The sequence below is a fragment of the Pseudomonas sp. GW821-FHT02B10 genome, from assembly GCF_059421865.1.
Map to the genome: position 1 here is coordinate 1 of NZ_JBWKVU010000010.1, position 16902 is coordinate 16902.

Below are 16902 nucleotides of genomic sequence, written 5' to 3' on the forward strand. Positions count from 1 at the left end.
CCATGGATGGCCTGTGGCGGCGGCCCACGGAGCAGGACCGGAGCGAGGGAATCCGAGCCTTAGCGAGGACCGGACGCCAGGGGCAGGGCGTTTTGGTTACTTTGGCGCCTTTCCAAAGTGACCCGCTGTAAGAGCGGAACCGTAAGTCGCCGTTACCGCAGGAATGGATATGTACTCAGTAGGATTGAAGTTTGCGACTGCTGCACGGTCGAGTAATAGCAAACACACAATATCGAGCTTTCTATAGCCCTGCCTCTGGCATCAGCCCCAGGCTTTCCACCCCCCACCCAACGCCACCACCAACCCCACACTCGCCTGCAACCGCCGCGTCTGCAGCGCCTGCAACCCCCGCTGCGCCTGCAACGCCGCGGTCTGCGCCGTCACCACCTCCAGATAACTCACCGCCCCCGCCTGATAACTGTTCATCGCCAGGGCCTGCGTATGCTCGGCGGCATTCACCGCCGCCTGCTGGTCCAGGGCCTCCTGCTGCAAATCCCGCAGTTGCCCCAGGTTGTCCTCCACCTCACGCACCGCCCGCAGCACCTGGCCGCGGTAATGGGCGGCGGCTTCCTCGAATTCGGCGTGGGCCTGGCGTTCGTTGGCGCTCAGGCGGCCGCCGTCGAAGATCGGCAGGTTGACCAGAGGCCCCAGCGCCCAGTAGCGATTGCCCGCCGCCAGCAGGTTGCCGCTGCCCTGGGTCTGCCCGCCGAGCAGGCCGGTGAGGCTGAAGTCCGGGTACCAGGCGGCCCGGGCCACGCCGATGTTGGCGTTGGCGGCGAACACCCGGCGTTCGGCGGCGGCGATGTCCGGGCGGCGTTGTAGCAGGGCGCTGGGCAGTTGTTGCGGCACGCTGGGCACGGCCAGGGTTTGCTGGGTCGCGGGCAGCTGGAACTGGCTGGCCGGTTCGCCCACCAGTTCGCCGATCGCGTGTTCGGTGAGGTTGCGTTGCCCGCGCACTTCGTCCAGCTCGGCCTCGGCGCTGGCCAGCTGGTTTTGCGCGCGGGTCAGGTCCAGCTCCGAGGCGATCTGCCCCTGGTAGCGGCTGCGGGTCAGTTGCAGGGCCTGGGCGTAATCGTCCAGGGACTGGCTGAGGATCGCGCGCTGCGCATCCAGGCCATTGAGCTGCACATACAGCATTGCCAACTGCTGTTGCAGGCTCAGGCGCGCCACCGCCAGATCGTCGGCCGAGGCTTCGGCCTGGGCGTCGCCGGCGGCCACCTGGTTACGAATCCGCCCCCACAGGTCCGGGTCGAAGCTCAGCGAGAAACCGGCGCTGTTGCTGTTGTAGACCGAAGGCTGGCTGCCGCCGCGCAACGGCCGGTGGTCCGACTGGCGCTGGCGCAGGGACTGGCCGCTGGCGCTGATCTGCGGGAACAGCCCGGCATGCAGCTGGCTGGCATAGGCCTGGGCCGCGTCGAAGTGCGCCAGCGCCGCCGCCAGGTCCGGGTTGGCCTTGAGCAGGCGTTGTTGCAGGTCATCCAGGCGTGGGTCCTGGTACAGCAGCCACCACTGGCTGGCCAGCTGGTCCGCCGGTCGGGCCGGATGCCAGGGCCCGTCGCTGGTCTGTTCGCGGTAGTGGGCCGGCAGTTCCACGGTTGGCACCTGGTAGCCGGGCGCCAGGGAGCAGCCTTGCAGGGCCAGCAACAGCAACACCGCAAGCGGCTCAAGCCTTGGGCGCATGCTCACCTCCGGCGTCGGCCAGTTGCACCAGGTCGCCTTCGCGCAGGGCATCGGGCGGGTTGTCGATGACCCGGTCGGCGGCTTGCAGGCCCTGGTCGATCACCAGCCGCGCGCCGAGGTCGAGGCCGATATGGATGTCCCGCAGGTGCACGTGGTTGTGCTCGTCCAGCAGCGCCACCTGAGTGCCCTGGGCGCGGAAGATCAAGGCGCTGGCCGGGATGCTTACGCCCCGGGTGTCGGCGGGCAGGGCCAGGGCGGCCTCGGCATAGTCGCCGGGCAGCAGCGCGCCGTCGGGGTTGTCGGCGACGAACTGGGCGAGCAGGGTGCCGGAGCGCTGATCGATGGCGGTGGAGTCGCCGATCAGCCGCGCGCTGAAGTGCTGGCCGGGGTGCTCCGGCACCGTCAGCTCGGCGCTGAGGCCGGGGCGGATCACGCTGGCGTAGTTCTGCGGCACCGGCACGTAGAGCCGCAGCTTGCGGGTGTCGGCCAGATCGAACAGCTGCGGATCGCTGTCGTTGTCGGCCTTGATCAACTGGCCGATATCGGTGTGGCGCGCGGTGATGGTGCCGGCGAAGGGCGCGCGGATGGTCTTGTAGTCCTCCAGGGCCGAGAGCCGCGCGTAATCGGCAGCGGCTGCTTCGGCATTGGCCTTGGCGGCCGCGGCGTTGGAGGTTTTTTCATCGGCCTCCTGGCGCGACACCGAGTGGCTGGCCAGCAGGTTCTGCCAGCGCACGGCGGTGGTCTGCGCCAGGCGCGCATTGGCCTGTTCCTGCACCAGCCGGGCATGGGCCTGGGCCAGTTGCTGGTCGAGGTCGGGGCTGTCGATTTCGGCGAGGACTTGCCCGGCCTGAACCTTGGCGCCGATGTCGCTGTTCCAGCTTTTCAGGTAGCCGCTGACCCGGGCGTGGATCGGCGCCTTGCTCCAGGCTTCCAGGTGTGCCGGCAGGCGCAGGACGTCGCCCTGGCGGTTCTGCTGCGGCTGCAATACCAGCACCTGGGGCACGGCGGCGGTTTCGGTCCAGGCGGCCACCGCGCGTTCATGGCGGGTGCGCGCGGCCAGGCCGTTGGCCACCAGCAGGGCGGCCAGGGTCAGGCCGCCGATGCCCAGACACAGCAGGCGTTTGCGCGAGGGGGTGTGTTCAGGCGACATGGGTACTTTCTCCAGCGACAGCGCGAGTGGGGTGACGCCCGTGGACCAGGCTGAACACCACGGGAACGAACAACAGGGTGGCGGTGGTGGCGAGGATCAGGCCGCCGATCACGGCGCGGCCCAGGGGCGCGTTCTGCTCCTCGGACAGGGCCAGGGGCAGCATGCCGATGATCATCGCCAGGGCGGTCATGCACACCGGGCGAAAGCGCGTGTAGCCGGCCTCCAGCGCGGCTTTCAGGGCATCGCCGTGTGCCGCCAGGCGTTCGCGGCAGAAGCTCACCACCAGGATCGAGTTGGCCGTGGCCACGCCCATGCAGAGGATGGCCCCGGTCAGCGCCGGCACCGACAGCGAGGTGCCACTCAAGAACAACATCCAGACGATGCCGGCCAGGGCCGCCGGTAGCGCGGTGATGATCACGAACGGGTCGAGCCAGGACTGGAAGTTGACCACGATCAGCAGGTAGATCAGCACCACCGCGCCCAGCAGGCCCAGGCTCAGGCCGCTGAAGGCTTCGTGCAGGGCGTCGATCTGCCCGTGCAGGCTGATGGTCGCGCCCTTGGGTCGCAGCGCCTGGCTATCGTCGAGGACTTTCTGGATATCCCGGGCCACGCCGCCCAGGTCGCGGCCCTGGATGTTGGCGTAGAGGTCCAGGGTCGGCTGGATGTTGTAGTGGGTGACCACCGCCGGGCTGTCCACCCGCGAGATGCTGGCCAGGCCGCCGAGGATCTGCGACTGGCCGTTGCTGCCGGTTACCGGCAGCGCCTCCAGGGACGGCAGGCTGTCCAGGCGGTACTGCGGGGTGGCGGCGACGATGGAATAGGACACGCCGTTCTGCGGGTTGAGCCAGAAGGTCGGCGCCACCTGGGAGCTACCGGCCAAGGAGGCCACCATGCTGTTGGTCACGTCACGCTCGGTGATCCCCAGGCCATTGGCCCGCAGACGGTCGACCTTGACCGCCAGCGACGGGTAGCCGGTGGACTGCTGGATGCGCAGGTCGGCGATGCCCGGCACATGTTGCAGGCGCCGTTGCAGCTCCAGGGCATAGGCGCGGTTGGCGGCGCTGTCGGGCCCGGAGATTTTCACGTCCAGCGGCGCCGGCGCGCCGAAGTTGAGGATCTGGCTGCTGATGTCCGCCGGCAGGAAGGCGAACTGGCTGCCGGGAAAACTTTCCGGCAGGGCCTCGCGCAATCGCTTCACGTAGTCGGCGGTCGGCGCGTGGCCGGGCTTGAGGGTGACCTGGATGTCGCCATCCTGCGGGCCGATGGTGCCGCTGCTGCTGTAGGCCATGTCGATGCCGCTCAAGGGGATGCCGATATTGTCGATCACGCTGTCCAGTTGCTCCGGCGGAATCACCTCGCGAATCCGCGCCTCGATGCGGTCGAAGGCCGCCGCGCTTTCCTCGATCCGCGTGCCCAGGGGCAGGCGCACATGCAGGGCCAGGGCGCCGGCGTCGGTGGCCGGGAAGAAGTCCTGGCCGAGGCTCGGCAGCAAGGCGAAGGAGGCCAGCACGCAGGCGAGAAACCCCAGCAGGAAGCGCTTGCGGTGGGCCAGGGCCAGGGTCAGCAGGCCGTGGTAGGTGTCGCGCACGTTGGAGAAGCGCCGCTCGAACCCCTGCTGGAAGCCCAGCAGCCCGCGCACCAGGGCATGCCGCGGCCGGGCGTGCTGCTCGCCCTCGTGGTGGTTGATGAATGCGTCTTCCGGGTGATGCCCGGGCCCGGCTTCCGGTGTGTGGGGCTTGAGCAGGTACATGGCCAGGGTCGGCACCAGGGTGCGCGAGAGGATGAACGAGCTGGCCATGGCGAAGATCACCGCCAGCGCCATGGGGCGGAACAGGTAACCGGCGATGCCCTGCAACAGGAACATCGGCACGAAGACGATGCAGATGCACAGCAGCGAGACGAACGCCGGGCCGACGATCTGCCGGGCGCCGTCGAGGATCGCGGCCTTCACCGCCTTGCCCTGTTCCAGGTGCCAGTTGATGTTCTCGATGGTCACCGTGGCGTCGTCCACCAAAATCCCCACCGCCAGCGCCAGCCCGCCGAGGGTCATGACATTCAGGGTCTGGCCGCTGGCGGCGAGCAGGGCGATGGCCGCGAGCACCGCCAGGGGGATCGAGGCGGCGATGATCAGGGTCGAGCGCCAACTGCCGAGGAACAACAGGATCATCGCGCTGGTCAGCAGCGCGGCGATGATGCCTTCCCGGGCCACGCTGCCCACCGACTGCTTGACGAACACCGAGGCGTCGCCCAGCAGCGAAGTCTTCAGCGCCGGCGGCAGGGTTTCGTCGATGCGCGGCAGCATCTGGCGGATGCCATCGACGATCGACAGGGTGGAAATATTGCCGTTCTTCAGCGCCGGCATCAGCACCGCGCGGTGGCCGTCGACCCGCACGATATTGCTCTGCGGCGGCGAGCCGTCGCGCACATGGGCCACCTGGCCGATGGTGATCAGCGAACCGTCGACGGTCTTGATCGGCAGGTCGTTGAGCTCGTCGATGGCCGTCGGGCTGTTGTTCAGCAGCACCGTGTACTCGCTGGCGCCGAGCTTGGCGGTGCCCACCGGGATGATCTGGTTCTGCGCCGCCAGGGCATTGCCCACGTCCTGCGCCGACAGGCCCTTGGCGGCCAGCGCCTGCGGGTCCAGGTCGAGGGTGATCTGCCGCTGCTTGCCGCCCATGGGCGTTGGCATCGCCAGCCCCGGCACGGAGCTCAGGGGCAGGCGGATATTGTTCTGCACCAGGTCGCGGATTTTCGCTTCCGACAGGGTCGGGCTGGAGAACGCCATCTGCAGGATCGGCACCGTCGAGGCGCTGTAGTTGAGGATCAGTGGCGGCGTGATGCCCGGCGGCATCTGCTTGAGCACGGTTTGCGACACCGCCGTGACCTGGGCGTTGGCGGTGCGGATATCCACCCCCGGCTGGAAGAAGATCTTGACGATGCCCATGCCCGGCAGCGATTGCGACTCGATGTGCTCGATGTCGTTGACCGTGGTGCTCAGGGAGCGCTCGTAGGTGTAGATCACCCGGCCGGCCATGGCGTCCGGCGACAGGCCGGTGTACTGCCAGACCACCGCCACCACCGGAATGCCGATATCGGGGAATACATCGGTGGGGGTACGCAGGGCCGCCAGCGGCCCGATGATGCAGATAAAAATCGCCAGCACGATAAACGTGTAGGGCTTGAGCAGAGCGGTCTTGACCAGCCCGAGCATGCGGTGGACCTCCGAGGGAAAACGAACCTCGGCAGCCTGCCGCGACCCACCTAACACGCGGCTTTCAGCCAGGTGAAGGAAGTTTTAGGTTGGGCCTGAATTTCCTTTCACGGGGATTCATTTGTCCTGTGGCGGGTGCCTCGACAAGCTGGATGGCAATCGGCGCGAGCGCTTTTTTCGCTCCGCGCCGCGTGTCGATTTTTTACTGCCGAGGTACCTGCCATGAACACCAAACCGCTGCTGCTGATTCCCGCCCTGAGCCTGGTGCTGCTGCTCTCCGCCTGCGCCGGCCCGATGCCCAAGGCCGATCCCAACGAAGCCTGGATCAGCCTGGAAGAAGAGGGCTCCAGCGACCTGATGGCCGAACGCGTCGACGGCAAGAACGTCGACGACGGCCGCTACTTCGAAGTCCAACCCGGTGCCCACCGTCTGGACGTGACCCTGTTCGAAGAAGTCGGCGGCGACTCCAACCAGGTCGATTGCCGCGGGCAGGTGAGCTACCCGAGCTTCAAGGCGGGGGAGCATTACAAGCTGGTGGAGTCGACCTTGGGGACTGAGGTGCGGGCGAGGTTGTATGACGGGGAGGGGAAGCAGGTGGCGAGCGTGCGGGATTTTGAGTGTATGCCGGGGTGACAGCGCTTCTCGCGCTGCCCAAACCAAGACATTTCGCTCAATGGAAAGAGAACCGCCTGACAGCAAATTTATGGTGGGGCGCTCGATGATGAGGATTTGAATCTTCAAGCGGAGCCTTCTTTATGAGCCAACCTGCCGGAGCACTACCGACGTCCACCGATGCGGCCTTCAACGAAGTGGCGCAAATGATCGCCGCCGCGCGCCAACGGGCGATGCGGGCGGTGAACACCGAACTGGTGGAGTTGTATTGGCAGATCGGCGCCTATATCAGCCGCAAGATCGAGGCGGCGGAGTGGGGCGATGGAGTGGTCCGGCAGTTGGCGGATTATCTTGCGCGACAACAGCCGGGCTTGCGGGGTTTTACCCGAGCGAATCTGTTTCGTATGCGGCAGTTTTATGAGCTTTATCGGGACGACGAGAAAGTCGCACCACTGGTGCGACAATTATCCTGGAGCCATCACCTGGTCATTCTTGGACAGGGCAAACGGCCAGAAGAACGTGAGTTTTACCTGCATATGGCGATTCAGGAGCAGTGGTCGCGGCGGGAGCTGGAGCGCCAGATCAAGTCGGCCCTGTTCGAGCGCTCACTGACCCGCCCAGCAAAAGTCTCGACAGCGTTGAGACAATTGCATCCCGAGGCGTTGAGGGTGTTCAAGGACGCCTATGTGGTGGAGTTTCTCGACCTGGCTCAAGGTCATAGCGAAGCCGATCTGCACAGTGGGTTAGTGCAGCAACTGAAAGACTTTCTGATCGAAATGGGCCGCGACTTCTGCTTTGTCGCTTCGCGCTATCCCTTGCAGGTTGGCGGGCGTGATTTCGTGCTGGATCTACTGCTGTTCCATCGCGGCTTGAATTGTCTGGTGGCCATCGAGCTCAAGGTCGGGCGCTTCGAGCCGGAATACCTGGGCAAGCTGGATTTCTACCTGGAAGCGCTGGACCGCCAGGTGCGCAAACCCCATGAGAACCCGGCCCTGGGCGTGCTGCTCTGCGCCAGCAAGGACGACGAGGTGGTCGAGTACGCCCTCAACCGCTCACTCTCACCCGCATTGATTGCCGAGTACCAGACACAACTGCCGGACAAGAAGCTTCTGCAGGCCAAGCTGCATGAGTTTTATGCGCTGAATCCTCAGGCGGTTTGAGCCGCCTTATCGGAGCCCGAATTATTTTTCCGCCACCCCGTCACAAACCGCCCACCTGGCCCGTCATGTCGGTGTATCCCTCAATTAACGGAGCCACCTCATGTCATCCAGCCACCCGACCCAAGCCGTCAACCTGCTGCAAACCATCCCCGAGATCTTCGAAAGCCTGGGCCAGGTCCACGGCCTGATCGACGCCCATGGCCTTGCGCGCAAGCTGCACCACTTGGTGGTATTGCGCGCCTCGCAGATCAACCAGTGCGGCTTCTGCGTGAAGATGCACACCCGCGAAGCCCGTGAAGACGGCGAAAGCAACGAGCGCCTGGACCGTCTTGTGGTCTGGCGCCATGTCAGCGATTTCAGCGCCGCCGAACGCGCCGCCCTGGCCTGGACCGAAGCCCTCACCGTGCTGCGCGAAGACACCGACTTCGGCCCGTTGCGCGCCGCCCTGCGCGAACATTTCAGCGACGCGCAGATCGCCGCCTTGACGGCCGATATCGGCATGATCAACCTGTGGAATCGCTTGCAGGTGTCGAGGCACTGAGGATGGATCGAATCGATGAAACGACGGTGTTCGAAAGCCGTCGCAGCTTCCTGCTGGGCCTGGCCTATCGCCTCCTTGGCTCGCGCGCCGAGGCCGAGGACGTGGTGCAGGACCTGTTCATCAAATGGCTGGAGGCCGACAAGGCCTCCATCGCCACCCCGGCCGCCTGGCTGACCACCGCCTGCACCCGGCACTGCATCGACCTGTTGCGCTCGGCCCAGCGCTCGCGGCTGGACTACGTCGGCACCTGGCTGCCGGAACCGATCCACACCTTGCATCACGATTCCCCCGAACACAGCCATGAACTGGCCTCGTCGCTGTCCACCGCCTTCCTGCTCCTGCTCGAACGCCTGACCCCCAAGGAACGCGCCGCCTACCTGCTGTACGACATCTTCGACCTGGACTACCCCCAAGTCGCGCAAACCCTCGGCGTCCAGGAAGCCACCTGCCGCAAACTGGTGTCCCGCGCCAAAGCCAGCCTGGGCAACACCCAAGCGCGCTACCAACCGGACCCTTCACGCCAGCAACAACTGCTGAGCGCCTTCCACGCCGCCATCGACAGCGGCTCGACCCAGGGGTTGGCGGCGTTGTTGTCCGAGGATGTCGAGCTGTGCGCGGATGGTGGCGGCAAGGCCAGTGCCATTCGCGAGACCTTGTATGGGCTGGAAGCGGTGTTGGGGTTTGTGGGGGAGTCGTTGAGCACGTACTGGCGGGCGTATCAGTGGCAGGAGTTGGAGATCAATGGTGGACGTGGGGTGGTGTTGCGGGGGGACGGGGAGGTGGTGGCGGTGGTGAGTTTTGGGTATGACGAGCGCGGGCAGGTGGATCGGATTTTTATTGTGCGGAATCCGGAGAAGTTGGGGGGGATGGGAGAGGAGAGTGTGCTTATTTAATTGTCCGATATCTGGTGTATCTACCAAAAGATCATCGCGGTTCGACATCGGTTCTGAATCAGCATGGCTGGTCTGTGTGGGAGGGTGCAGTGGAGTATGAGGATACGTTTATTGATTGAGCCTCCTACCTATGTCACGAGGGATGGACTGAAGCGGGATTTGAGTGTTTTTTAGTCTTTTCTAGAAAAAATATATAAAAACAGTAAGTTATGGATTTTTGGTAGTATGCGTCACACCTAGGCAGCGTACTCCAGCTGTACCTTGTAGCATGCCATCTGGCTTGTGGAGAGCTGGCAGATCAGCAGAGCCATCCTAGTAAAAATAGCTTTAACCCCTTAAGCTGGAGCGTTGGTTAGCGACATCATTGTGGTGGCTGAGGATGTCTGCTCTCCACACCAGTCAGTCCTAGGGAGGACATTGAGTAGCCTACCTATCCATCCAATCTGCCATGCTAGTGTAAATGACTGAGTTATGATCCCAATTCCAAGAATCCCGCTGCCAGCGGCCGAGCGTAAGCGTCTCGGCGCGTTCTATACGCCTGAAAAGCTGAGTCAAATTCTAACGGACTGGGCCATCAGGGCCTCGTCAGACCTCATTCTTGAACCTAGCTTTGGCGGCTGCGGTTTCTTGGTCGCAGCGCGACGTCGCTTGACGCAACTTGGTGCAAATGATCCGAAGGCGCAGATTTATGGATGTGACATAGATGACGGTGCTTTTGAGTTCCTAGCTGAGGCATTAGGTCGGCCGGTCGATCAATCAAAATTTCTCCACAAAGATTTCTTGGAGACTCAATCACTAATTGATTGGCCAGTATTGTTCGATGCTACCATCGGTAATCCACCATATATTCCTTATCAATCTATCCCTGATGCAAAGCGCAAGGGACTAGTTAAGAGTGCTGAGTTGCTTGGAGTTGCACTAGGAGGGAAGTCTAGCCTTTGGGCGCACTTCTTGTTTCATGCTGTTTCTTTCGTGGCACCCAATGGGCGGATGGCGTGGGTGTTGCCAGGGTCGTTCCTGCAGGCAGATTATGCTGTGAATGTTCGTCAATATCTAGCCAGGTCATTTAGCGATGTTATGTGCATATTGATGCATCAGCGCTTCTTTAAGGCGGAGGGTACTGAAGAAGAAACAGTTGTATTGCTGGCAAAAGGGCGTAGGGATCATGCCTCAGAATCTAGTTTGAAGTTTTATGACGCGTTGGATTTGTCTGAACTGGAAACTGCCATTCTTGATTGGGAACTGGGAAAGCCAATAGGCCGTCCTCTACTAGGAAGGCCTTCATTCTTGAGTGTTAGCAGAAGAACTGTCCAGGTTTATAGTGAGCTTGAATCAAGTGCGGCCTGTCTGTGTTTAGGTGATTTGTTAAAAATTAATATTGGCCTAGTAACGGGTGCTAATAAGTTTTTCGTTATTGATAAAACTTCTAAAACTGAGGCGCGTCTGACTGATGGTGATGTGCTTCCAGTACTCTCAAAGTTTAAATTTGCCCAAGGGCTGAGTTTTTCTTTATCTGATTTTGAAAGCCTAATTGGTGATGGAGGACGTGGTTACCTAGTAAATAGTGAGGAAAATCCAGTAGAAGGTTCAGGGTTGTTTGAGTATCTTCAAAGTTTTAGTGTGGAGGAAAGAGGGAGGATAAGTACTTTTAAGAAACGCGAGATTTGGCACTCGCCAAGTGATGGGAGAATTCCAGACGGATTTTTCCCCGTGATGAATCACCACGGTCCTAGACTAGTGCTCAACGATCTAGGATTGAATTGTACGAATACTATTCACCGGGCTTACTTTAAAGAAGGTTTGTCAGGGTATAAGAAAAAACTTATCGCTATTTCTTTGCTTACAAGTTTCTCGCAGATATCGTCTGAGTTTGTAGGGCGAAGGTATGGGTCTGGCGTATTGAAACATGAGCCAAGAGAAGCAGAGAAAATTGCACTGATGTTACCGGACGGTATTTCGCGCGATATGATCGATAATTACTACTCTCAAATTGATGTGTTGCTTCGCCACGGGAAACATGATGAAGCCTCAGCAAAAGCCGATGAGGTTATTTTTGGCTGTCTTCCGCAAGGGAGCTACAAGGCTAATATGTTGGCGTTAGCTCTCTGTAAAGTCAGAGAGCTAAGAAAGAACAATCGATATCGTTCAGGCGTTTGATTTCCATTCTGACGCCCACATCGAGTGAAGTAAGGTTTTACTACTTATTGCAAAGCTTGAGCTTATCTTGTTTAGATAGGCTGTATAGCAAAGTTTCTGTCCGACGTGAACGGCCTGACACCAGCTCGGGTCTTCGCGAAGTTCGATCCACTCATCTGTATAGAAGTTTGCTGCAGTAACCTCGCAAAGCAATATCAAATCCATTGGTGGGTGGCACCACCTTGGGACTTTTAGTGGATGATCTTTATCTCTGTGCCCTTGAAAGTGTCCTCCGAATTGGATGTGCGTCAAGGGGCCGCTCTGCATGCCATCGTCTTTTTCATTGGCTAGATCAACATGCCATCGCGCTACGGGGGCTTGATCTTGGTTGACAATTTCAATAGCAATATCAAATGCGGTAAATGGTGGGTAAGCTGGGTGTTGATAGCTGACGCTTATTCCTTCGCATACTATTCGCGGGAAAATTGAGGCCCCATTCTTGTCTGTGGTTTCGGTAAAAGATATAGGGTTACTACGGTCAATTTCCAAAGACCAGTTGGTGTCGTCTTTAAAACGATTCAGTCTACTCGCTTCGTTTGTTAAAGCGCCTAACCCTGCAGAGGTTATTAAACCCCACTCGCCGAGTTTTGCAGCCACAGTATTAAGCGCTTTTGCCATGACCTTGGCGGATATAGCCTCTGCAAGAAAATCATGGTTCTCTTGCTGTTTGTGTGTCATTCCAGACAATTATTCTCGCTCCTTATGCTTGACTTCTTCAACTAGGCCTAGATCAATTTCATCGATCTTTAAGCAGCGCTCTATATATTTCTCTGTTTGTACGCAGTCCCAACAGATCCGACGGCGTTGAGCGTGCCTCGGACATGTCGGATCATATGCTGAAAGAGAGTGCCTGATTTCAGTCGGTTTAGCACAAGAAGCACAACTAAATATAAACTTTTCATCGGAGGATTGATTCCAAGTGGATTTGGCGGGTTTGAAATTCAATCCTGTCTTTTCATTGAGTATCTTGCATTTCTCATTGCCTGTTAAATTAGATGGCCTTTTTTTGAAAACTCCCTCTGCGAAGCTTTCGAAGCGATGTGCAAGCCAGCGAGGCCAACCGGAGCTAAAAATACCGTTATATTCAATCTTGTTATGGTTTAATAGCTTTTCAAGTTCAGCATATCCTGATTTGTCGATTCCAAGTCGTGCAAGAGCTTCAGAAGTACTCAATAGCACCCCGTTTCGCTCTATTAGATTTTTCATGATGGCACGAGCAGCTATATGCGGTGCCGCCGCATCACGTATGTTTGAAGTTATATCTTGATTGTCAAAAAAAACTAAATCATCAGGACTATCGCTAAAGACACTCATGCGGTCTCCATCCCAGCATGATTTTAAAAGGCGATAGCCTTCGCAAAGTGAAATAAGCTGTCTTTGTACTTCGCTGCGATCAGCTGAAGCTTGGTCTTTTCCATATGCAGCGTCAAATAAGTCATGTGCTGTTCTATCTGGTCTAAAAAAACTACGAAACTTATCTTCTGCCGATATTAAGACTATTGGTATATCCCTTTCAGGGGAGGTCATAGCCTTATCCCGTAGCAGTTGGGCTAATCCACTGCCTTTGTAAGCATGCTCGGGAGAAATCATTCCTGGATTTTCATCTAGTCGAAAGTCTAGGAGAAGAATGTCGATATTTGAATTGAATATCTGATTTGTGAGAGTTACTGCTTCAGAAACTTGCAGGTACTCCAATGTTAGTCCTTCACCATTTTTGGAAGAGAGTAGACGTGCGTATACTGCATCTTCCACTGTATCGTCGACAAAATAGCCCTTAAAATTCATTGAAAGCTCCTTGTTTTTTTAAGGCCTTAATTCTCACCTCAAAACAGCAGCTGTAGTTTTTATCTGGGTGAATAAGTTTTACGCCGCCGCCGTAACTTTGCGCAATGTCAGATATGATTTTCAGTCCTAAGCCTGTTCCAGGTCCTGCGACGGTGTCATCTTCGATCCCGACTGTTGTGGTAAAGAAGGGGTCGAAAATTCTATGTGCGATGTCATCAGGCACACCTGTTCCGTTATCCTCGAAGAGAATTACTACATCACCGTCATCTTCGAATGACCGTATTCTAATCTTGCGAGGCGTATTCTTTGATTTTTTTATAGATTTTATAGAGTTTGTCATCAAGTTAAGGAGGATGGAATCTATCTCGCTTGAATGCATTGCAATAGTTTGAAGGTTCTGTTGGGGTATCTCAGTCAAAAATGTTATGTGTTGACGTTCTATATATTTCTGGAACTGCTCTATAAAACGTTCTATCACACCTTTGATAGAGAGGGTTCTAAGTTCTCTGCTTTCAGTGCTGCTCATAAGACCCGCAATATATCCGCCTAGGTCAAACATCCTGTTGGTGGCGGTTTCGATCCAATTGATGCCTTCAGTCAAAGATCTCTTGTCTGCCCCATCATCTAACCCTTCAGTAATGGATGAAAGATTTGTGATGTTCGCGGAAACGGAGCTGCGGACACCTTTAATTTCATGGCTAAAAACGGTGATAGATAGTCCTAATGAAGCAAGAATTCGTAGCATTTCCTCATATTTCAATGACTCAGCTTGCTGTAGCTCAATATGCTCTTCCCACGCCTCTACTTCTGCTTGCGCCGCTTCGAGTAAGGTTGTGGTTATCGCTCTGTTATCGCCTGCTGAAGTATTCGAAGAGTTACTGTCTATTTCCGCTCTTAAAGAGTCCAAGATTTCTGTTGGCTTTCTGATGATTTTTTTAGAGACGAAATCTTTCTGGCCCGCCGTTGTTTTTCTCTCACGAGCTTCCGCTACCCGCTTAACACCCCACTCTACTGCTGTACGAACAAATTTCTGAAGTTCATCAAAAGCTTCGTTCTCAATGATGCCTTCTCGACTGCTTGTTTCCTCGAATAATGGATTGAGTTCTGCATCTATCTCGACATGCCCGAAGAAGTTTTGGTTGTTTGCAGGGACTAGTAAGACTCGGCGGCCATAGTCATGGTCGAGGCTTAACCAGTCGTCTGATCTTTCGCCATAAGGTAGCACTCTAAATCCGTTGCGATAAATTCGAATTCCACCGTATTTGCTCGCCATTTCTAAAGCAGTATTTTTATTGAAGCCTGAAAGGGTCTCCGCTGCATAAATAAAATATTTTGTTTCGAATGAGATGGGCCCGGTTAGCATGAATTTCTGCTCTAATTCCTGGGAGTCATCAAGGTCTAGCTTGTTCGAGGTGACTCTTATTTTCGCATTTCCTTGCTCGTCAATGGATCCACTTATTTCGGCGATTGCATGCTCTAGAAAGGCGTTATCTATCGATAGCTCAGTGGTCTGCTGTTTTCTAGTAACGCCATTGATAATGACTTCAAATCCAGGGTCAATATCTTTTGGTATGCCTTCGTTGCGTAGGAATTTATTCTTCAGTTTAAATGGCGGCTGTAAGAGTAATATCGCTTTCCATGCACGTTGTAGGGCAGCTGGAGTCCATACCTCACGCAGATCTATAATTGTCAGCCTTGTAAGTTGAATTGCGGGGTTTTTGGGGTATGTTTCAACATTGCTGAATATGTCTGCTAAAGATTTTCCATCTGTGAATGACTTATCCCAATGGAACGTTACTCTCAACCCCTCATTGCTACCTTTTATTTCGGTTTCTAGAATTAGGCTCTTGCCCAGACGCTGAACGGCGAAGCGACCAATACCTTTTCTACCAGCCCTTATTCGACCATAATTCGGTGATACGGGGTTATCTCGTTTATTAATAGTTGATATTCTCATCCACGCGTCACGCACTATATCGAGTGTCATGCCCGCACCATTATCCTCGATAACTAATGTACCCCCGGGGGTTTCGAAATTTTCAAATGAGACCTTGACTTCAGACGCTTCTGCGTCATAGGAGTTTTTGATGAGTTCCACCAGAGCGGTCTCTTGCTTTGCGACTAACTCGAGGCCCAACCGTTGTATGTGGGCGGCGTCCACGCTGAAGCGGACATTCAGAGGGTCAGAGTCAACCTCGTCTCTACTCAGCTTTTCGATGAGTCGCCAGTCTGGATGTTCCTTCGCCAGCTCCTGCTCAATAATCGATCTAAAACTCGTTTGGCTATCCATACTTAGGGTCATGTTCCTTCCGCGATCTGCATGTTTGGGAACGATGGCTTAGCCTTCTGATCCCATGGCTTCGAGTGTTAGCAAAATGCCATCTTTACGTTCATGGTCGACTTTTGCCTAGCTTTTTTTCTCGGTGGCCCATGAGGTCCTCTCCTGTTGCATACGCTTACTATGAGCGGGCCACCGCTTTTGCATCAGAAAATTATCCGATGAACCAGTGCACGAGGCTAGCTCGTATGGCATTGCTGGCAACATTAGTATCCTTGTTAGTCAGGAGGCTAAGGGCTTCGATTCGTTGCGATAAATGACCTAGGTAGCTTTCAATCCTGCCAGGGTGGTCTGCAACACGGTCAAGCCAATGAAGACTTGTCGTGATCTTCAATCAAGCATGATGACCACAGCTACAGCGGCTAATCCTGGGTAGTGGGAAATTTCACCTAGAGCCTGAGGGGCAAGGGTAGGGAAGATCAGGCCGTGACGGCGTCTTACTGACTGCTCGCAACCCTGCAGTCAAGATAGGGATGCGACTGCGTTAAGGGGGGGGCGGCATCCTCTTCTGTGCCTAGCGGTCTGCGGGATCGCATTTGATCTGCTCAGTCAAGCAGCGCTGAAATTATCCTGTTTTGATTCTGTGGGCAGATGAGGTGACACGTGAAAGTATCAGTAGTTTTCACCATTTTTGAATCGGAGCGGACTCGTCAGCAGGAGGCTGTTGATTATGTTCACGCATCTAATGAGCAGCTGTTTACAAGCAGTCGTAGTGTTGTGGATAGTCGCAGCATCTTGTTGATCATACGTGAAGATGGCGAGCGACTGGGGAGGGAGGCTTAAGGGATATTGCTGGGTGTATGAGGTTGTTAGCAAGCTGTCAGCATTTTCATACCTATAGACAGTCATATTTGAACTACTGGGTATCCCGAATATGTTAAATCGGGAGCTCGATATTCCAGCCCATTTAGGTTTGGTACGACGACATCACTCGTATCTGGGCTTAGGTAAATGGCAAGCTATCAGTTGAGCTGTTGGCTGAGACAGAAATATTATTTTGGAAAATTAAAAAAGCCGGCGTGTAGCCGGCCTTCTTTTACTGTGGCTTACGCACTAAAGGCACGAATCTCAATTGCCACCAACACATCCCGTACATCCTGCAGCAACAACCGGGCGGTATTGGTCACGGTATTAATATCCTTGTCGCTAGAGTCTCGCAACGTAGTGCAGGCCATCAGATTCAGATAATCGAGTGTGGTGCGCAAACGCTCGCTAGCACACGCATGCAAATCCACCAACGGCGCATGGCTGTCGACAAACAGCACCGGTCCATCACTAGCAATTGGCGTCAGCGGAATAAAGCGTTCGGATGAATCTTGAGTTTTCATGGTGTCGT

Annotated in this window: 12 protein-coding genes; 5 read left to right on the forward strand and 7 right to left on the reverse strand. The window is 56.5% G+C overall.

Features of this window, described 5'->3' with window-relative positions; genetic code table 11:
- Positions 1 to 261: 261 nt before the first annotated feature.
- Genes AC07VU_RS20440 through AC07VU_RS20450 form a run of 3 tightly spaced genes read right to left on the reverse strand, consistent with a single transcriptional unit; the run spans position 262 to position 6041 of the window.
- Positions 262 to 1680, reverse strand: coding sequence for an efflux transporter outer membrane subunit (locus AC07VU_RS20440; protein WP_495030345.1), 1419 nt, complete (start codon positions 1678 to 1680; stop codon positions 262 to 264).
- Positions 1664 to 2830 carry an efflux RND transporter periplasmic adaptor subunit gene (locus AC07VU_RS20445; protein WP_495030346.1) on the reverse strand — a complete coding sequence of 389 codons (1167 nt, stop codon included), beginning with the start codon at positions 2828 to 2830 and terminating at the stop codon, positions 1664 to 1666. Before AC07VU_RS20445 ends, AC07VU_RS20440 begins: the two co-directional genes overlap by 17 nt.
- On the reverse strand, positions 2820 to 6041 hold the full coding sequence (locus AC07VU_RS20450) for an efflux RND transporter permease subunit (RefSeq protein ID WP_495030347.1): 3222 nt from the start codon (positions 6039 to 6041) through the stop codon (positions 2820 to 2822). The genes AC07VU_RS20445 and AC07VU_RS20450 overlap by 11 nt, the downstream gene beginning before the upstream one ends.
- 222 nt (positions 6042 to 6263) lie before the next feature.
- Here AC07VU_RS20450 and AC07VU_RS20455 point away from each other — a divergent pair, with 222 nt between their 5' ends.
- The 5 genes from AC07VU_RS20455 (at position 6264) to AC07VU_RS20475 (ending at position 11404) form a co-directional block, all read left to right on the forward strand.
- Positions 6264 to 6674 carry a PA0061/PA0062 family lipoprotein gene (locus AC07VU_RS20455; protein WP_092418388.1) on the forward strand — a complete coding sequence of 137 codons (411 nt, stop codon included), beginning with the start codon at positions 6264 to 6266 and terminating at the stop codon, positions 6672 to 6674.
- 122 nt (positions 6675 to 6796) lie between these two features.
- Positions 6797 to 7813, forward strand: a complete 1017-nt coding sequence (locus tag AC07VU_RS20460; RefSeq protein ID WP_495030348.1) for a PDDEXK nuclease domain-containing protein — start codon at positions 6797 to 6799, stop codon at positions 7811 to 7813.
- Positions 7814 to 7913: 100 nt separating this feature from the next.
- Positions 7914 to 8354, forward strand: a complete 441-nt coding sequence (locus AC07VU_RS20465) for a carboxymuconolactone decarboxylase family protein (RefSeq protein WP_062825471.1) — start codon at positions 7914 to 7916, stop codon at positions 8352 to 8354.
- A gap of 2 nt (positions 8355 to 8356) precedes the next feature.
- Positions 8357 to 9247: an RNA polymerase sigma factor SigJ gene (sigJ, locus tag AC07VU_RS20470; protein WP_495030349.1), complete on the forward strand. Its 891-nt coding sequence runs from the start codon at positions 8357 to 8359 to the stop codon at positions 9245 to 9247.
- Between the two features lie 471 nt (positions 9248 to 9718).
- A complete protein-coding gene (locus tag AC07VU_RS20475; protein WP_495030350.1) occupies positions 9719 to 11404 on the forward strand; it encodes an HsdM family class I SAM-dependent methyltransferase in 1686 nt (561 codons plus the stop codon).
- Here the strand turns inward: AC07VU_RS20475 and AC07VU_RS20480 are convergent.
- The 4 genes from AC07VU_RS20480 to AC07VU_RS20495 form a co-directional block, all read right to left on the reverse strand.
- Complete coding sequence (locus AC07VU_RS20480) at positions 11393 to 12130, reverse strand: hypothetical protein (RefSeq protein ID WP_495030351.1); 738 nt, start codon at positions 12128 to 12130, stop codon at positions 11393 to 11395. The genes AC07VU_RS20475 and AC07VU_RS20480 overlap by 12 nt on opposite strands.
- On the reverse strand, positions 12131 to 13228 hold the full coding sequence (locus tag AC07VU_RS20485; RefSeq protein WP_495030352.1) for a response regulator: 1098 nt from the start codon (positions 13226 to 13228) through the stop codon (positions 12131 to 12133).
- A complete protein-coding gene (locus tag AC07VU_RS20490) occupies positions 13218 to 15530 on the reverse strand; it encodes a sensor histidine kinase (RefSeq protein WP_495030353.1) in 2313 nt (770 codons plus the stop codon). The genes AC07VU_RS20485 and AC07VU_RS20490 overlap by 11 nt, the downstream gene beginning before the upstream one ends.
- 1082 nt (positions 15531 to 16612) lie before the next feature.
- On the reverse strand, positions 16613 to 16894 hold the full coding sequence (locus AC07VU_RS20495; RefSeq protein WP_495030354.1) for a fructose-bisphosphate aldolase: 282 nt from the start codon (positions 16892 to 16894) through the stop codon (positions 16613 to 16615).
- Positions 16895 to 16902: the final 8 nt, after the last annotated feature.

Bases quoted from the DNA above. Each gene is read 5' to 3' on its own strand.
- AC07VU_RS20455 (WP_092418388.1), top strand. From the start codon at position 6,264: ATGAACACCAAACCGCTGCTGCTGATTCCCGCCCTGAGCCTGGTGCTG.
- AC07VU_RS20440 (WP_495030345.1), bottom strand. From the start codon at position 1,680: ATGCGCCCAAGGCTTGAGCCGCTTGCGGTGTTGCTGTTGCTGGCCCTG.
- AC07VU_RS20490 (WP_495030353.1), bottom strand. From the start codon at position 15,530: ATGACCCTAAGTATGGATAGCCAAACGAGTTTTAGATCGATTATTGAG.
- AC07VU_RS20485 (WP_495030352.1), bottom strand. From the start codon at position 13,228: ATGAATTTTAAGGGCTATTTTGTCGACGATACAGTGGAAGATGCAGTA.
- sigJ (WP_495030349.1), top strand. From the start codon at position 8,357: ATGGATCGAATCGATGAAACGACGGTGTTCGAAAGCCGTCGCAGCTTC.
- AC07VU_RS20445 (WP_495030346.1), bottom strand. From the start codon at position 2,830: ATGTCGCCTGAACACACCCCCTCGCGCAAACGCCTGCTGTGTCTGGGC.
- AC07VU_RS20450 (WP_495030347.1), bottom strand. From the start codon at position 6,041: ATGCTCGGGCTGGTCAAGACCGCTCTGCTCAAGCCCTACACGTTTATC.
- AC07VU_RS20465 (WP_062825471.1), top strand. From the start codon at position 7,914: ATGTCATCCAGCCACCCGACCCAAGCCGTCAACCTGCTGCAAACCATC.
- AC07VU_RS20495 (WP_495030354.1), bottom strand. From the start codon at position 16,894: ATGAAAACTCAAGATTCATCCGAACGCTTTATTCCGCTGACGCCAATT.
- AC07VU_RS20475 (WP_495030350.1), top strand. From the start codon at position 9,719: ATGATCCCAATTCCAAGAATCCCGCTGCCAGCGGCCGAGCGTAAGCGT.
- AC07VU_RS20460 (WP_495030348.1), top strand. From the start codon at position 6,797: ATGAGCCAACCTGCCGGAGCACTACCGACGTCCACCGATGCGGCCTTC.